Origin of the sequence: Planococcus sp. MB-3u-03 (assembly GCF_002833405.1) — a bacterium.
Taxonomy (GTDB): domain Bacteria; phylum Bacillota; class Bacilli; order Bacillales_A; family Planococcaceae; genus Planococcus.
In genome coordinates this window covers 3,315,522-3,332,442 of record NZ_CP025135.1, presented here as the reverse complement: position 1 = coordinate 3,332,442, position 16,921 = coordinate 3,315,522, and the positions used below count along the sequence as shown (strand labels likewise).

Sequence of the window (16,921 nt, the reverse complement as noted above, 5' to 3'; positions counted from 1 at the left end):
AGCAGCCAATGCGGCTGCTTTTTTTAATTACAATAAAACCAATACTTTCATAAGCTAGAAGTTGTCTGAAATTTGTCTAAAATATGAAATACATTGAAAGCGCTTACCTGAATGGCGCAAGCTCAAGAAAACGAGGTGTCCAACGATGAAGGAAACAAATAAGGTTCCGCCGCAGTTGCCGGCGAGAAATTTGAAAGACAAATTCACGATTTTCAATATGCCGATTCTATGGTTCGGGGTTTTCGCAGCGATTGCGATCTATGCGATGTACACCGAAAACTTGCCGGCCGGCATGATCGGCGCGTTGCTCATTACCATGGTGCTTGGTGAATTATTGGGCTGGTTCGGCAATCATATGCCAATCGTCCGCACGTTCCTCGGAGGCGGCGCGATTGTCGCTATTTTCGGATCTGCTTATATGGTCTATAGTGGACTTATGCCTGAAAGCACAACGGCAGGCATTACGGAATTCATGAAAGATGGCGATTTCCTCAACTTCTATATTGCGGCTTTAATTACCGGCAGTATTTTGGGGATGGAATCGAAGATCCTGGTGAAAGCGGGCGTCCGCTATGCCTTGCCATTGCTCGCTGCGGTGGCAGGAGCGGTTGGACTGGCTGCCTTAGTCGGGATGGTATTGGGCTTTAGCGTCCAGGAAGCGGTGCTCGTCATCGCCATGCCAATCATGGGCGGCGGCATGGGTGCAGGCGCTGTGCCGATGTCTCAAGTCTATTCGGAAATGCTGGGCAATGAACCCGGGTATTACCTGTCGATTTTAGTGCCGGCTTTGGCACTTGGGAATGTCTTCGCCATCATCTTGGCGAGTGTATTGAATTTGATCGGTGATAAATACCCGAGCTTGACGGGGAATGGCCAGCTGATCCGCAATTTCCATTACGAGAAAAAAGAAACGCCGAGCTACGATTTGGCGAAAATGGGAATCGGCGTCTTGGCTGCGGTATCGTTCTATATTTTAGGGAATTTATTGGGTGATTTTATCCCACTTCATCCGTACGCCATCATGATCATTTTGGTGGCAGCACTGAAAGTGGCGAATGTCATGCCGGAGATTATCGTAGAAGGCGCGAGCCAGTGGTATGAGTTCGTGGCGCGCAACTGGACCAACGCCTTGCTAGTAGGCATTGGGGTCGCGTATACGGATCTTGAAGCCGTGCTGAATGCCTTGAGCATCCAATACGTGCTCATCGTCTTGGCGGTTGTCATCGGTGCTGTCATCGGTGCTGGCGTGGTCGGGAAGTTCATGGGCTTCTACCCGATCGAAGCGGCGATCACCGCAGGGTTGTGTATGGCGAATATGGGCGGAACGGGCGATGTCGCGGTGTTGTCTGCGGCAAGACGCATGGAATTGATGCCATTTGCGCAAATTTCCTCCCGTCTCGGCGGCGCGTTGATCTTATTACTCGCCAGTGTGTTTATCCCGTTTTTCATTTAATAAATTAAACTTTGGGGGAGGGGAGAAATCCTTTCCCTCTTTCTGATGGAGAGTGAACGCCGTGATTGTCAGTGAAATCATCAATGTCATTTTGCCGGTCTTTATCTTGCTCGGCATCGGCTTTTTTGTCGGCAGATTCATGGACATCCAGACGAAACCGGTGTCGGATTTATGCATCTACGTGTTCAGCCCGGCCTTATTTTTCCATTCCGTCACGACGTCTTCGCTGGATTTGGGGGATTTAGGGCGGATTGTGCTGTTTGCCGTGTTGTTGTTCGTCCTATTTGCGGTGCTGATTAAGCTTCTTGGCATCGTGTTTGGGTGGAATCTGTCGTACCGCAACACGATGATGCTTGCGAGCGCTTTTCCGAACACCGGGAATTACGGCTTGCCGATTGTGTTGTTCGCCTTTGGGGACGAAGGGATGGCGATCGCCATTATTTACGTCGTCATGCAGTCTTTGCTGATGAATTCAGCTGGCATTTTTTATGCTTCGAATCATGCGGATGTGTCCAAGAAGGCGATTTTCATTACCATCATCCGTATGCCAGGATTTATTGCCATCACGATCGGGCTGGTTCTGAAAATAGCGGGCATCGGGGTGCCTGAGGCGCTCGGCAATGCCACGGGATTGCTCGGGCAGGCGGCGGTGCCGGTGCTATTGACGCTGCTCGGAATTACCTTGGCATCGATTCAGATCAAGACCGTGCTGAAGTTTATCGGGACGGCGGCTGTGTTGAAATTGGCTGCGTTCCCGGCGATCGCGTTCGTGCTGCTGGCCTGGCTGTATCCGGGAGGGTCGCTGGAAGCGAAGGTGTTGCTCATTTCTGCGGCAACTCCGGCGGCTGCCACGACGACGCTTTTGGCCATCAAATTCAATATGAACCCGGACATGGTATCGAGCGCAATGTTCGTCAGCACCTTGGCGAGCATCGTTACCATTCCGGCATTGCTGCTGATTCTTTAAAACGGCAAGTGTCTGAAAAAAATAAATAAGGAGTCATCCCTGAGTTGCTTAGGGATGACTCCTTATTTTTGTACGTAGAATTACTGAGCTGCTTCGTCCAACTCCACCGTCACTTCTTGCAAGCCTTCTTTGTCCAAAGTCGCAAAATACACATGGCGTTCATCGAGGAACACGCCGGTGGTGCCGGACGTTCCCCAGTTGATATCCAATGAATCGGAAGAATTCAGCTGGAGCTGGTCATCCGAAACGTGGACGGTGAAATAATTCGCGGGCAGCTGCGGGAACACCAATGTATTTCCTTCTATGGCCGGGGCGGCTTCCCGGACCAGGCGGGGTGCATCGATTTGGTCGAGGACTTCTCCTTCTTTTGAAAGCAATAACAAGGTGCCGCCTCTATTCGTCTGGGCCGCGACGACATACTGGCTCGCCGCTGGCACATAAGAGACGCTGTAAATATAAAAATTCACTTGCGGTAATAATTCGGACGGCGTGACAGTCAGTTCATTTGCAACCGGATCATAAACAGCGAAACGGAGGGAGGCTTCGCTGGCATCGTCATTGAATTGCTGCCAAACGAGCAGCGCATTATCGTCGGAAGCGGCAAGCATCGGCCAGCTGTCGCGGTCATCTGCTTGCGATAGTTTGATGTCATGCAAAACTTCGCCTTCATTTGAAACGGTTGAGACGATGACTTCCTTGCCCGAGCCGAGGTCGTTTACACCGCCGCCGTTGACCCAGCCGTGGGACCAAAAAAGGACGTGATGCGCATTTGTCGAAGCTGCATGCCCGGAATGCCCCCCGTCGAGCAAGGTGCCTTCATGCAATGGCTGCCAATTGTCATCATAGAGCTTATAGCGCTGGGAAACATTATTGTTTGAATTATAGCCGTCCTCGTAAGTGATGATGCTGGTTTCATCGGTTGAACTGGCGCTGACCGGTTCTTGTGCTTCCGGATTGGAAACGAGTGTGTCGAACTGGTTTTCACCGATTTCTTTTTTATAAATATCATGGATCCAGCCATCTTTGCGCTGCTCCCCACTTTTTTCAGACCATAGCACCGTATTTCCGACGATGGACACGCCATGCGCATATTTCCTTGTATCCTCAGTTGGCTGGGCAGACTGCATGGAACAGCCTGACAGCAGGAGGGTGGCTGTTAGTGGAAGCCATTTTTCATTATCATTCCGCCTTTACGATACGTTTTCTGCGTGGCGGGAGAAGCGGGTAGTGGAACGGCCCGGTAGATCAGCGGGGACCGGTGCTAGATTGCCGGAATTAACTATAGAGGCCTTGAAGTCCATTCATTGAATAAAAAAGGAAAGCTCCCCTATAGAAAGGAGCTTCCTTATAGAGCTTGAGATCGGGTTGAACTCTTAGTTTTTTTCCAGATAAGGAAGCAGCACGTCATCGAAAGTTGTCTGGTTGACGATGACCCGGTTGATCCAATAATTATCATCTGCCGGCCGAATGACTTGAGGGGCTAAGATATGGCCAGCTTCAAGGCCTTGCTCTTTCAAGATGCGGGTGACCCGTTCGTTGGTGTTGCCGTAAGGATAGGCAAAACTTTTCACCGTGACATCCAGTTCCGACTCAATCGTTTCGACGCTTTTTTTCAGGTCTTCCCTGAATGCGTCCGCTTGCCCGGGAATCAAAAAGACAGGCGTTTCGCCTTCGAAGCGATGCATATCAAAGGTATGGGAGCCGAAGTCAGCCAAGCCGCTGTCTTTCATTTCCCTCAGCTGATCCCATGTGGACATCTCCAGGTTGCTGAAGTCCTTATTGCCGACTTGCCCGGCAATAACGAACAGGGTGAATGGCACATTCGCTTCTTTTAAAACAGGAAAAGCATTGTCATAAACCGACACGTCGATATCGTCAAATGAAATCCATACGCATTTTTCCGGGAAGTCGCCGTCCGCTTTCGCCTTCAATAATTGCTCTTCGTTCAAGAAGTTGGCGCCCGCTTCGACTAAAGCATCGATTTGCGATTGAAATTCGCTTTTCAGCACGCTGTATTGCACCAGTTCGTTGGATTGCAACACGCTGCGCGCTGATTTGACGATTAAAGCATCGTCTTGGACGCGGTGATAATTCAATCCGAGGCAGCCATCGCTAATCAATTTTTCCGGAAAGGACATAGCGGGCTTGTCAGCTGAGAAAGCTTCGGCGAACAGCTCTTTCCGCGACAAGAAAAACAGGCTAATTAATGCGATAATGGTCGTCCAAATAAAGATCTTTTTGATCAACGCTCTCACCTCCAAGAGGGACAATCGGGTTTGTTTCAAAAACGGCATAGTCTTCGCTTTGCAGTTTCTCGATTGCTTCTATTTTCATCAACCCCAACGACTTGAGTTCGGCATTGCTTGCCGGGGCGGGGTAGCGCCGTCTTCTTAAGGTGCCGAATCTCTTTTTATTGTAGACATGATTCAAATACAGCAATGTGTAGAACAGCAGGAAGACGCCAAGGGCTGCGGCAATGAACAAGCGGATATCTTGATTGATCATATTAAAGGAAGAATTCATGACCCGTGTCAGGATGTTATTGAAGCCGAAAGTGGCCGATACGATAAACGAGACCACCAATACACTATAAAGCCAGCACAGCATCGAAAAGATGAAATCGATGGTGGCGTAGAGCCAGGGACGCTTGACGACGATTAGGAAACTTTCTTCTTCATACCGCGGTCTGGGCTGTTCCATACTGCGTAACCTCCTTTAAGGCGAGATGAGATTGTTTTTGGGATGGCTGCGATGACGACAGCGGTATTGATCATCCAATAAATGGCCGGATACCAAGCGGCCCAGAAATAGTATTTTAATTTCCCGTTATAGCGGGAGTCGATGGACAGGGCGATGAATAATTGAATGAGGCTGATGAACACCAAGGCGAAGGAACTGAAGGTGAACCAGAACAGCATTTCCTGCAGCGTAGTAGCCGTGAACAATAACAATAGCGTGATGAACAGCCAGCAGAAAGCCCATAGGATGCTGAACCATTGCTCGAGATACACAAGCCAGATTCTGCGTTGTTTCCAGTTGAACAATACTTTCCAATGGCGCAGGATGACTTCCTGCCCGCCTTGCGCCCAGCGAACCCGTTGTTTCCAAATGCCCGATACTGTTTCTGGCACCAGCATCCAGCACAGCGCACGGGGTTCATAGCGGATATCCCAGAAACGCTTTTGGAGTTTCCAGCTGACCGCGATGTCTTCAGTGATCATGTCGCGGTCCCATAAGCCGACATCGACGAGTGCTTTTTTGCGGTAGGCAACGACGACGCCGGAAACGGTCATCACTTTTCCGAGTAGCCTTTGCGTCCGCTTGATAGCCCCGATGATCGAAGCGTATTCGACCAGCTGCATCCGGCTCAGCAAATTGTTGCGGTTGCGGATCGTGGGGTTGCCGGTGACAGCGCCGACCCGTTCTCCTTGCTTGAAGAACTGATGGATCAAATAATAAGGAGCGGTATCGGCCAGCATGGCATCCGAATCGACACATACGAGGTATTCGGCTCTAGAAGCGAACAAGCCGACTTGCAACGCGTTCGCCTTGCCGCGGTTTTCATGCAGCTGGATAGCCCGCACGTCGCCGTACTGCTCCGACAATCTCCTGAGGATATCGCTCGTCCCGTCTTTAGAGCCGTCATTAATTAAAATGATTTCTTTTTTCGGATAAGACAGCCCAACCAAGTTGCGGACCGTTTCTTCGATGGTTTCCTCTTCGTTATAGCAAGGAACCAATATACTGATCATGGGCCAGTCGAATGCTTCAATATCCAAAGGCTCGCTTTTTAACTCTTTAGTCCTGAGGAAAAGGATAGAACCGGCTATCCAAAACAAGGCCATTGCGAAGGGATACACAAAAACATATCCAGTGATGAAACTATAAGGTCCAGATAAAAGTTGTGAAAAATCCATGATGCGCCTCCTAACAAAAATGTTTGATTTTATCAAATATTTAAATAATTTAGTTGTGAGTATAACTTTCATGGTCGTAAAGTGTCAATAAGATTTCGTAATAATTAATATTTAATTTACAAATAGGTAAATATGATTACTATTTATTCATTTAAAATAAAATATTATCAATTTAATGTCCTTTTTATATCGAATCACTTCATGCGTCGATGCTTTATCGATAAAAAAGCAGCCAAATATCAATGGTAAAAACGGAAATAGCCTGGACCCGAGTGGCTGTCGGGTCCAGGCTATTTAATATGAATGACTATTCAATAGGAAAGATCTGATATTCATCTGAATCGGCTTAGGCTCACATAGCCGTCAAGGCTCGTCAACAATACTTCAGTTTTCCCGTCTCCGTCCAAATCACCGGCAAGCGGCGTGCCTTCAATGCCGCCCTTGACGTGAACTTGGCCGATTTCTTTCCCGTATTGATCGAGAATCGTCAAGGTGCCCATCATATCAGGGACCAGAATTTCCTGCTCTCCGTCTGAATTGATATCCAAGACACTTGTCGACCCGCGCATATTCGCAGCGAGAAATGTCCGCCAAATGGTATTTGCCTGGCCGTCCAAGCAATAGACGAATCCCGCCAAGCCGCCGAACACCACCGCTTTTTGGCCCGGTTCGTAATGGAAGACTGTCGCTCTTGAATTGGTTTCGCTAGTCGCCCAAACCGACCAATCCGTCGATTTGTATTTCGTCTCGCCGGTTACGCCGTCCAGGTAAAGCGTCCTGCCGCCGCGGCCGTTGATGATGTATTCCATCACTCCGTCATTATCCATATCCGCATAGCTCCCGAAACAGTCGATGCCAAATCCGGCATGGTTGTGCCATTTCAGCGACCCGGTTTCTGCGTCCAGGCAATAGACATGCTCATCGATGCTATTGAAGAGGCATTCGAGTTTTCCGTCCCCATCGATATCCACGACTGCTGGAAACGGTTCGTTCTGTTCGAGCGAGCTGAATTTCCATATCAATTCCCCCGTGCTTGCTTTCAGTTTGACGCATTGATTATCGAAGGAAGTTGTATACAGGTACCAAGCATCCGGCTCTTTCACCAGCTGGCCGGCATGCTGGTAATACACATCGGATTCGTGAAAAGGGTGGATCTCGTAAGTCGATGTGGCATCGGGCAAGGTATCGAACGCTTCTTCGATCCAAAGGGTATCCGTTTCGACTCCGCTGATTTTCCGCCTTTGCCCTGCGCCGGTTCCGGAAACAATAGCGAGCTCGGCGTGGTTGCCATCCATCCTCAGGAAAGAATTGGCTGCCCACTCTTTCGTTGAATCGGTGATTCCCCATTCGCTTGCCGAAGTGACTTGGCCGTTGCCTTCCCGGTAATAGAGATTTGAGTGGAACCAAATCCTTTCGCCTTGTTCATTCAAGCAGTAAACATGGCCATCGTGGGAAGCGCCAAAAATTTCGATTTTGCCATCGCCGTCCACATCCGCAGCTTGAGGGCGCCCGTAATTCGGCGCGCCGAAGAGATAGCGCCAAACCAATCGCCCGGTTTCCACTTCTCGGACGTAGATATACCAATCCCAGGATTGATAGATGACGACTCGCTGGCCCTTGCTGAAAATGGCGAAGATGGGAGTGGAATAGATCGGTTCGTCGCCTGTTTTGACTTGCCATAAGATTTCATGCTCAATTCGTTTGCCCATATTCTGCATGCTCCTCACTCCACATTGGTTTCTTGTTGATCCGCCTTCCAGACATCATAGCTTATTGCGCAGGAGATCCAAATGATTTCTGCCAAAGCTGCTGTGTGAAAGGCGGTTTCTGAATTGCGGGCCAGCCATTCGTGCAGGCATCGTACATGCATCCCCCTTCAACTGGTATAATGGAGCAGTGTCAAAAGCGCAGGCTTTCGATGCTCTTTTTTTGCAGAAACATGGATTTTATTAGCTGGGAGTTGGAAATAGAGATGAACAAAAAAGATATTGCCGAGATCCGCAAGCAGTTCAAGCTGGAGACGGATTTACTGAAAATCGCCGAAATTTACAACGTATATATCAAGCAGGACACAAGTGAAATATTTCACGAGGAGAGCCGTTCGTTTTCCTTGCTCGACCGGGAGCAGCAAGAGCTGTTTTTGGCCAATTTCAAGAAAGTGCTCGCGGGCAAGCTCGACATCAAGCTGTTCGAAGTGAAGTTCCAGCGCCCGGAAGAAGGGCAAGCCGACCATACGCAGCATTTGTTGTACGAAGGGCTTCATGCGGACGATGCAGAAGGCTGGAAAGACAATATGCAGCGCGTCGCTTTGAAGATGGTCGAAGAAACGCCATACGAGAAGGACATGGTCATCACCTTCATCCGCGGCACGTATTTCAAGACGACGAAGCGCGAGCCCGATGAGACGGAAGCCGCAATGCGCGACGAAGTGTACACGACGCCGTTCGTCCTCAGCAGCATGAACCAGACCGAGCTGCCGAAATCGTCGCTGGTGTTTGATTTTATCGAAAAGGAATTCAAGTCGAATATCATGGCGGATCCGGTCATTAAGCTGTCGTCTCCGGTTGGTGGGTTCTTGTTCCCGAGCTTCACGAACAATGCAGCAGACGTCAACCGCATTTTGTATTCAGCGGCGAAAGCCAATAAGCCGGATTTCCAGTTTATCGAAAACGTGCTGAACGGCGACGAAATCACCACCGCAGAAGACGATAAAGTGGTGTTCGAAGAAATCGTTAAGCACGTCATCGGCGATGAGGTCAATTCGAGAACGCTCGCGGGTGTCTACGACGAGATCAACAGCATGCTTGAAGTGGAAGCGGAAGACGAGGACGAGCCGGCACCGATGCTGGATTCCAAGGAAGTCGAGCGCGTCTTGAAGGCGAGCGGCATCAAAGACATCAGCACGGAGAAAGTGGAACAGGCTTTCCAGCAAGTGACCGATGACCGCCAGTACGAGATGAAAGCGAGCCACATCGTGCCGAAATACGGGGCCAAATCGATCAAGATCAACACGAAAGTCGCGGAAATCAAGATCGGCCCCGAAGACTTACGTTACGTCAAACAAGTCAATTACAATGGCCGGCGCTGCATCCTGATCGAAGTTGAAGAGGATACGGTCGTGGAAGGGTTTAAGTTATTGGCGGAGGAAGAGTTGGAATAGGACAGGCCTGTCAGAAACAGCAGGCGCTGCAGTGCATATGCATTGCGGCGCCTTTCTCATTTTAGAAACAACAGCTTCAGATAAAGAGGACTATTCCTTTGGCGCTAGAATTGAAATAGAGAAGATACAATACGAATAAAGCAGGATCAGCCCCTTGTTCACCTTACATACGATTCGCAGAATTTAAAAGAGGAGGGAGCAAGATGGCGAGCAAATTGTCCATAATCGGTATAGTCTCAGTTGCGGTTGTGACGGGCTGTGCAGAGCCTGTGGAAGTGGAAGAGATCGTGGTGGCTCAGGAAGACGACGGAATGGTTTTGGATATCACGGTGCCGCAAGTGGAAGGGCTGGATGGATTCAACGAACAGGCGATGAGGCTTGGTGAACAGTTGGAGGGGCAAATCAGACAGTCTGAGCAAGCGGTAGAGGAAGGAGAGGCCGACTTACATGCAGAAGGCGTGCTGAGTTTTGAGACGAAACTCCTTAATGAAAAAGTCATCAGTATATTGTTCGACGGCTTTTATTCCCTGGCTGGCATTCCTCGTACGGTGCACTACAAAGAGACTCTAAACTATGAATTGCAGTCGGGTTCAGCTATAGGAATAGCTGAGTTGTTTGAAGAAGAGAATTACGAAGACGATCTTTTGGCTGCAACGAATCTAGAGATGGAGGCAAGTGGCCTAAAGGAGAACCTGTCTTTTCCGTTCGACCAAGTTAAAGAAGAGCAGCAATTCTATTTAACCGAACAAGAGTTAGTTCTAGTGTTTGACCAATACGAAATCACTGCAGGATCTATGGGGACGCAAGAAGTGGCCATTCCAAAGAGCGAGTTAGAGAATTTAAAAGATGTTTATAAATGAAGAGCAGGGTGGATCAAAATTTTTATACAGGTTGGATATACTTGGTGAGAAGCATTTAAAGGAGGACCACTATGATAACTGAAAAAGATTTACAGTATTTGCAGCGCTGCGTAGAACTCGCCGAACAAGCACTGGGAAAAGGGGACGAGCCGTTTGGTTCAGTTCTCGTATCAGCACAGGGAGAGGTGCTGTTCGAAGACCATAACCACGTGGCAGGCGGCGACCATACGCAGCATCCAGAATTCGCGATTGCGCGCTGGGCGGCAGAACACATGGCGCCACATGAACGGGCCGAGGCAATCGTCTATACATCAGGCGAGCATTGCCCGATGTGTGCGGCTGCGCATGGCTGGGTCGGGCTCGGCCGCATCGTCTACGCGAGTTCGTCGAAGCAATTAGGCGAGTGGATGCAAGAGCTGGGCGCGGAACCTTCGCCTGTCCGCAATTTGTCCATCCCTGAAATCCTGAAAGACCCGAACGTCGACGGGCCAGTACCGGAGCTGGCGGAACAAGTGCACCAGCTTCACCGGCGTTTGCACAAATCGAAACAGTAAGTGGTCAAAATGAAAAGGCTGAAGCCGTGCCCGCGGAAAGCGTCCGTCGCGATGGACATCTGCCATTTCTTTTGAATACAAAAAGGACTGCGAAGAGAAAAATCTCTCCGCAGTCCTTTTATCTTTTATTACACCAAAACAGGGATATCGCTTCGGATAAGGTGGTCGAACGCGCTCAGTGAAGCCGTTGCGCCAGAGCCCATCGAAATGATGATCTGTTTGTACGGGATGTTCGTGCAGTCGCCTGCCGCAAACACGCCCGGCATATTCGTTGCGCCGCGCTGGTCGATGATGATCTCGCCGTGCGCTGTGCGCTCGACGAAGTCACCGAGCCAGTCGGTGTTTGGCACGAGGCCGATTTGGACGAAGACGCCGGATAGTTCGACATGCTTTTCTTCGCCGGTTTGAAGGTCGATATAGGAAAGGCCGTTCACTTTATCGGTGCCGGTAATTTCCTGTGTGCGTGCATTCGTCAGCACCGTGACATTCGGCAGGCTCTTCAGGCGGTCCTGCAAAACGGAATCCGCTTTAAGCTCTGCGTTGTATTCCAGCACCGTCACGTGATTCGTGATGCCTGCAAGGTCGATCGCCGCTTCGACGCCGGAATTGCCGCCGCCGATGACCGCGACGTCTTTGCCGGCAAATAACGGGCCGTCGCAATGCGGGCAGTACGCCACGCCTTTGTTCTTGAATTCCTCTTCGCCAGGAACGCCGATATTGCGCCAGCGGGCACCTGTTGAAAGAATGACGGTCTTGCCTTTGACGACAGCGCCGTTTTCGAGTTCAAGCTCGAACAGCTCTTTTTTCTCCAAGCGTTTCGCACGCTGCAAGTTCATCAGCTCGATATCGTATTCTTTCACATGCTCTTCGAGGCTTGCCGCAAATTTCGGGCCTTCTGTATGCTTAACGCTGACGAAGTTCTCGATGCTTAAGGTATCCATCACCTGGCCACCGAAACGCTCCGCGACGATGCCTGTGCGGATGCCTTTACGTGCCGCATAGATCGCTGCGCTGGCTCCAGCCGGGCCGCCGCCGACGACGAGCACGTCAAACGGCTCTTTGTCTTCGAATTCGGATGCATCCGGTGCGCTGCCAAGTTTTGCGAGCAATTCTTCAAGCGACATGCGTCCGCTTGCGAACGATTCGCCGTTCAAGAAAACGGTTGGAACAGCCATGATGTCTTTGCGTTCGACTTCTTCTTTGAAGGCAGCGCCGTCGATCATCGTGTGCGTGATGTTCGGGTTGAGGACGCTCATCAAATTAAGTGATTGCACGACTTCCGGGCAGTTCTGGCAGCTCAAGCTGATATAGGATTCAAAATGATAAGAACCTTCCAGGTTTTTGATCTGGTCCATCGTTTTCGGGTCGGCTTTTGGCGCGCGTCCGCTCACTTGCAACAGGGCAAGGACGAGCGAAGTGAACTCATGGCCAAGCGGGATGCCGGCGAAAGTGATGCCGATTTCTTCTCCAGGACGGGTGACGCTGAAGCTCGGGGTTCTCTCAAGCTCCGTGCGCTCCATTTGAATGCGCGGGGACATGGCGGACAGTTCTTCCACCAAATCGACCATATCTGTTGATACCTTATCGGATCCGGCGCTCACTTGGAGCAGCACGTCGCCTTCCAATAGCTGCAAGTATTGCTCTAATTGAGATTTGATTTGCGCATCTAGTATCATTGTCAAAACTCCTTAAATTTTGCCTACAAGGTCAAGGCTTGGCTTCAATGTGTCGCCGCCTTCTTCCCATTTAGCCGGGCATACTTCGCCTGGGTTGTTGCGCACATATTGTGCTGCTTTGATTTTGCCGACAAGCGTGCTTGCGTCGCGGCCGATGCCGTCTGCGTTGATTTCTGCAGCTTGGACGATGCCTTCTGGGTCAACGATGAATGTGCCGCGCTGTGCAAGGCCTTCTTCTTCGTTAAGAACATCGAATCCGCGTGAAATGCGCTGCGATGGGTCACCGATCATGGTGTATTCGATTTTGCCGATTGCATCTGAATGGTCGTGCCAAGCTTTGTGAGTGAAGTGAGTGTCTGTAGAAACAGAGTATACTTCAACGCCAAGCTCTTTCAATGTTGCGTATTGGCTTTGGAGGTCTTCAAGTTCAGTTGGGCAAACGAACGTGAAATCTGCTGGGTAGAAGCACACGACGCTCCATTGGCCTTTCATGTTTTCTTCCGTGACCTCGATAAATTCGCCGCTCGCCGCCTGGTAAGCTGACGCGTTAAATGGTTGGATTTCTTTTCCGATCAAAGACATAAAATAATTACCTCCTGAATGTTTTTTTAGAATGACCATAATCGATAACGCCAAAAAAAATAATCAAAGTGGGTGGCTTCAATTAATATCGTTATCTGATTATAATAATTCTAATTCTATTTCTATTGTCATATGAAACGAGAATTTTGTCAAAGAGAACCCTAAGGTGTAAACGCTTTCTAGTAAACACTCATTGAAATCTTAGAAACAAGTAGTTTTCCCGGGAAATAAACAAAGAGAAAGAACGGGAAAGATTGTGAAGTTAATAATTATTAAATATTTCAGAATAGGGTTAACCATAAATTGGAGAGAGAATTTCTCAATGGCGAGCGCCAACTGATAGAAGGGCAGGAAGGTGAAAAAGGGGAGTTGAGTGATAAAGACGCAAAAAAAAGCGGGATCCGCTTAAGAGGTCCGCTTTCTATTGCACGATAAGCCACGATGCATCCTAAAGCTACACCCACCACATCTCATTGACCGATTCCTTGACCATGACCGGCTTCAGGTTCTCCACTGCTTTTGTGAAGCCTTCGTTGATCGACATCAAGCCGTCTTCATGCTCGATGCTGACGACGTAATCATAGCCGTAGAGGCGCAAGGTGCTGATGATGTCAGCCCAGGTTTTTTGGCCGTGGCCGAATCCGACGGTGCGGAAATACCAAGCGCGGTCTTTCATCTCAGAGTAGTCGGTCATATCAGTCAAGCCATTGCGGTTGGTGTTTTCCTGGTCGATGATGGTGTCTTTCGCGTGGAAATGATGGATGGCGTTTTCCCGCCCGAGAATCTTGATCGCTTCAACCGGGTCGATGCCTTGCCACCACATATGGCTCGGGTCGAGATTCGCGCCGATATACGGGCCGCATGCTTCACGCAAGCGCAGCATGGTCGCGGGCGTATGGACGGAAAAGCCGCCGTGCAGCTCTAAGCCGATCTTGACGCCAAGCGATTCCGCCAAAGCGTTTTTTTCTTTCCAATAAGGAATCAATTTCTGTTCCCATTGCCAGGCGAGCACTTCCTGGAAATCGTTCGGCCAGGCGGCGACGGGCCAGTTTGGGTATAACGCGTTCTCGTGGTCGCCCGGGCAGCCCGAGAAGGTATTGACGACCGGCACCTTGAGCTTGGAAGCGAGCTGCATCGTCTTGACGAGCAGCTCATCAGCCGCTCCGGAAATGTCTTTTTGGGGATGCAGCGGATTGGCGTGGCAGCTGAGCGCGCTGATGAAGAGGCCGGCATCGTCGATTTGTTTCAGGAAGACTTGCTGCTGGTCTGCGTCTTCAAGCAGTTCGTCCAATTTGCAATGGGCATCGCCCGGATATCCACCGGTGCCCAGTTCGATCGCTTCAATGCCTTTTGAGGCCACATAAGCCAGCATATCTTCAAAATTCCGATCAGAAAATAAGACGGTAAAACCCCAATTTCATGAAAATTCCTCCATTCAAGTTTTCAGATTATACTGACATGTAAACCGTTACATTCTTAACATATAGAATAAAACGATGTAAATCAATATATTTCATGCAATAAAATAGTTATTGACAGATAATTCTGAACAAATTATGATGAAAATGTAAACGATTTCATTTCACAACAGAAGTGTCGCGTCAGAAAGAAGGAAAAGCATATGGCAAACATACAACAAGTAGCGAAGCATGCAGGGGTTTCAGTCGCCACGGTATCCCGGGTATTGAACGGCCACGACAAAGTAACGGCCAAAACGAAACTGAAAGTGGAGGAGGCGATCCAGTACTTGAACTACGAGCCGAGCATGCTCGGCCGGAATTTGCGAAATTCGGAAAGCCGTATTGTGCTGATCTTGATCCCGACGATCTCCAACCCGTTTTATTTTGAAATCATCAAAGGAATCGAGAATATGGCGCTCAGCCAGAATTACAGCATCCTGTTGTGCGAAACGGATTCCAAGCCTGAAAAGGAGGAGATATATTTCGATTTGGTTCGCAAGAAAATGGCGGATGGCATCATTTCGATGGACCCGGCAGTGAATGTCGAGACCTTGAAAGAACTCGCAGAACACTACGCCATCATCCAGTGCAGCGAATACGGGGGCGGCATCGGCATCCCGTATGTCACGATCGACAGCGAGGAAGCGTCTTACCGCGCCGTGAAGCATTTGATCCAGATCGGCCACAAAAAAATCGCATTGATGAATTCCGATGAAAAATTCCTGTATGCCAGGGAGCGGCGGATGGGCTATGAACGGGCATTGCGTGAACACGACATTCCAGTGAATGGCGATTATATTTTCTACACGCATGAGCTCGGTTTCGAGCAGGGCCAGATGGCGATGAAGAAAATACTGCGCCTCGAAGACCGGCCGACTGCCGTATTTGCGGTATCGGATTTACTGGCGATCGGCGCCTTGAAAGAAATCACTGCCGCCGGTTTGCACGTGCCGAATGATGTCGCGGTCGTCGGGTTCGACAAGATCGATTTCTCCAATATGACCAATCCGGCATTGACTACCGTCGCCCAGCCGATGTACAAAATGGGAACGGTCGCAGCGCGTATGCTGATCGAGAAGATCCAAGGAAAAACCGTCGACAGCGTAGTGCTGGGCCATGAACTGGTCATCCGGGAATCGACCACCGGCTAAATGGCTTGGCCCAGCGCTTCATGAACATGGGGATGGTAGAAAGAGCGCTGGTCCTGAGCATTAATGTAATCGATTACATTTAACAGATCCATAAAAAATTAAGGGGTGAATAAAGTGAAAAAACTATTGCTCATTTTATTGTCTTTCGTAACGATTTTTGGACTCGCGGCATGCGGCAGCACGGAAAACGAAAGTTCGGGTTCAACGGATGAAGGTTCAGGCGACGGGGATATGACGATCGGCATCTCGCTTCCTTCGGCAACACACGGTTGGATGGGTGCCTTGATCGACAGTGCCGAGAAACAGGCGATGGAGTTGAAGGAATCAGAAGGCATTGATTACGTCATGACCAACGCAGCAGACCCGAACAAACAAGCGAATGACGTGGATGATTTGATCGCACAAGGTGTGGACGTCATTGTCATGCTGCCGATTGAATCCGCAGCGCTGAGCCCAGTCGGCCAGAAAATCAAAGATGCAGGCATCCCGCTCGTCATCGTTGACCGCGAACTGGAAAACGATGCAGCGACAGTGGTTGTCAAAGGGGATAACGAAGGAATCGGCGTCAATGCCGGCAAATACTTCGTTGAGCAATTGAATGGCGAAGGGAAAATCGTTGAAATCACTGGGCCGCCGAGTTCGGTAACGGAACAGCGGGGATCCGGATTTAAAGAAGCAGTTGAAGGGCAGGAAGGCATGGAAATCATCGCTTCGCAAAGCGGCGACTTTTCCACTGAGAAATCATTGGAAGTCATGCAAAACATTTTGCAAGCCAATCCTGAAATCGATGCCGTTTTCACTCAAGATGATGGCATGGCATTAGGCGTCATGCAGGCTATTAAAGAAGCAGGCCGGACGGATATCCAATTTGTCACAGGGGCAGGCGGCGCGAAAGGCGTATTCGAAGACATCCAAAACGACGGGCTGATGAAAGCGACGTTCTTGTATTCACCGACCATGGTCGAAGATGCAGTGACGATCGCTGGTGATTTGGCGCAAGGTGAGGAGCCGGCTGAATCGATGGTCGTCAAGGAAGCGACGCAAGTGACCAAAGAAAATGTGGATGAGTATTACGATCCGGAATCGAAATTCTAAGCTAATAGCCGGGAAATGCAGTGGAGCCATTGCATTTCCTCTTTTC

At 49.7% G+C, this 16,921-nt stretch carries 14 protein-coding genes and 1 pseudogene; 7 read left to right on the top strand and 8 right to left on the bottom strand.

The features are described 5' to 3' along the window. The first annotated feature begins 145 nt into the window (after positions 1 to 145). Complete coding sequence (locus CW734_RS17880) at positions 146 to 1,453, top strand: 2-hydroxycarboxylate transporter family protein (protein ID WP_232787130.1); 1,308 nt, start codon at positions 146 to 148, stop codon at positions 1,451 to 1,453. 61 nt (positions 1,454 to 1,514) lie between these two features. Next, positions 1,515 to 2,420, top strand: a complete 906-nt coding sequence (locus tag CW734_RS17875) for an AEC family transporter (RefSeq protein WP_180956245.1) — start codon at positions 1,515 to 1,517, stop codon at positions 2,418 to 2,420. 80 nt (positions 2,421 to 2,500) lie between these two features. On the opposite strand, the gene CW734_RS17870 is transcribed toward CW734_RS17875, so the two are convergent. The 5 genes from CW734_RS17870 to CW734_RS17850 form a co-directional block, all read right to left on the bottom strand. Then, positions 2,501 to 3,499, bottom strand: coding sequence for a hypothetical protein (locus tag CW734_RS17870; RefSeq protein ID WP_101192071.1), 999 nt, complete (start codon positions 3,497 to 3,499; stop codon positions 2,501 to 2,503). A gap of 294 nt (positions 3,500 to 3,793) precedes the next feature. Then, positions 3,794 to 4,666 carry a polysaccharide deacetylase family protein gene (locus CW734_RS17865; RefSeq protein WP_157824191.1) on the bottom strand — a complete coding sequence of 291 codons (873 nt, stop codon included), beginning with the start codon at positions 4,664 to 4,666 and terminating at the stop codon, positions 3,794 to 3,796. Next, on the bottom strand, positions 4,620 to 5,120 hold the full coding sequence (locus tag CW734_RS17860) for a hypothetical protein (protein ID WP_101192069.1): 501 nt from the start codon (positions 5,118 to 5,120) through the stop codon (positions 4,620 to 4,622). Before CW734_RS17860 ends, CW734_RS17865 begins: the two co-directional genes overlap by 47 nt. Beyond that, entirely contained in the window at positions 5,078 to 6,337 is a 1,260-nt protein-coding gene (gene pgaC / locus CW734_RS17855; RefSeq protein WP_101192068.1) for a poly-beta-1,6-N-acetyl-D-glucosamine synthase, read from the bottom strand. Before pgaC ends, CW734_RS17860 begins: the two co-directional genes overlap by 43 nt. 332 nt (positions 6,338 to 6,669) lie before the next feature. Continuing rightward, the gene (locus tag CW734_RS17850; RefSeq protein ID WP_157824190.1) at positions 6,670 to 8,046 is read right to left on the bottom strand and encodes an outer membrane protein assembly factor BamB family protein; all 1,377 of its coding nucleotides are present in this window, start codon (positions 8,044 to 8,046) and stop codon (positions 6,670 to 6,672) included. 263 nt (positions 8,047 to 8,309) lie between these two features. On the opposite strand from CW734_RS17850, the gene CW734_RS17845 reads away from it, so the two are divergent. The 3 genes from CW734_RS17845 to CW734_RS17835 all read left to right on the top strand — a co-directional run bounded on the left by CW734_RS17845 (position 8,310) and on the right by CW734_RS17835 (position 10,911). After that, the gene (locus tag CW734_RS17845; RefSeq protein WP_101192066.1) at positions 8,310 to 9,497 is read left to right on the top strand and encodes a DUF4317 domain-containing protein; all 1,188 of its coding nucleotides are present in this window, start codon (positions 8,310 to 8,312) and stop codon (positions 9,495 to 9,497) included. Positions 9,498 to 9,700: 203 nt separating this feature from the next. After that, positions 9,701 to 10,357 (top strand): RsiV family protein, encoded by a 657-nt coding sequence (locus CW734_RS17840; protein ID WP_101192065.1) that lies wholly within the window; start codon positions 9,701 to 9,703, stop codon positions 10,355 to 10,357. A gap of 71 nt (positions 10,358 to 10,428) precedes the next feature. Further along, entirely contained in the window at positions 10,429 to 10,911 is a 483-nt protein-coding gene (locus CW734_RS17835) for a nucleoside deaminase (RefSeq protein WP_101192064.1), read from the top strand. Positions 10,912 to 11,039: 128 nt separating this feature from the next. On the opposite strand, the gene ahpF is transcribed toward CW734_RS17835, so the two are convergent. The 3 genes and pseudogenes from ahpF to CW734_RS17820 form a co-directional block, all read right to left on the bottom strand. Beyond that, a complete protein-coding gene (gene ahpF / locus CW734_RS17830; protein ID WP_101192063.1) occupies positions 11,040 to 12,587 on the bottom strand; it encodes an alkyl hydroperoxide reductase subunit F in 1,548 nt (515 codons plus the stop codon). A gap of 12 nt (positions 12,588 to 12,599) precedes the next feature. Beyond that, entirely contained in the window at positions 12,600 to 13,169 is a 570-nt protein-coding gene (gene ahpC / locus CW734_RS17825) for an alkyl hydroperoxide reductase subunit C (protein WP_101192062.1), read from the bottom strand. Between the two features lie 454 nt (positions 13,170 to 13,623). Next, positions 13,624 to 14,590, bottom strand: a pseudogene (locus CW734_RS17820) (sugar phosphate isomerase/epimerase family protein). 200 nt (positions 14,591 to 14,790) lie between these two features. Between CW734_RS17820 and CW734_RS17815 the strand changes: the two are divergent. Next, complete coding sequence (locus CW734_RS17815) at positions 14,791 to 15,780, top strand: LacI family DNA-binding transcriptional regulator (protein WP_058382315.1); 990 nt, start codon at positions 14,791 to 14,793, stop codon at positions 15,778 to 15,780. 114 nt (positions 15,781 to 15,894) lie between these two features. Then, complete coding sequence (locus CW734_RS17810; RefSeq protein ID WP_101192060.1) at positions 15,895 to 16,875, top strand: substrate-binding domain-containing protein; 981 nt, start codon at positions 15,895 to 15,897, stop codon at positions 16,873 to 16,875. Positions 16,876 to 16,921 lie beyond the last annotated feature (46 nt).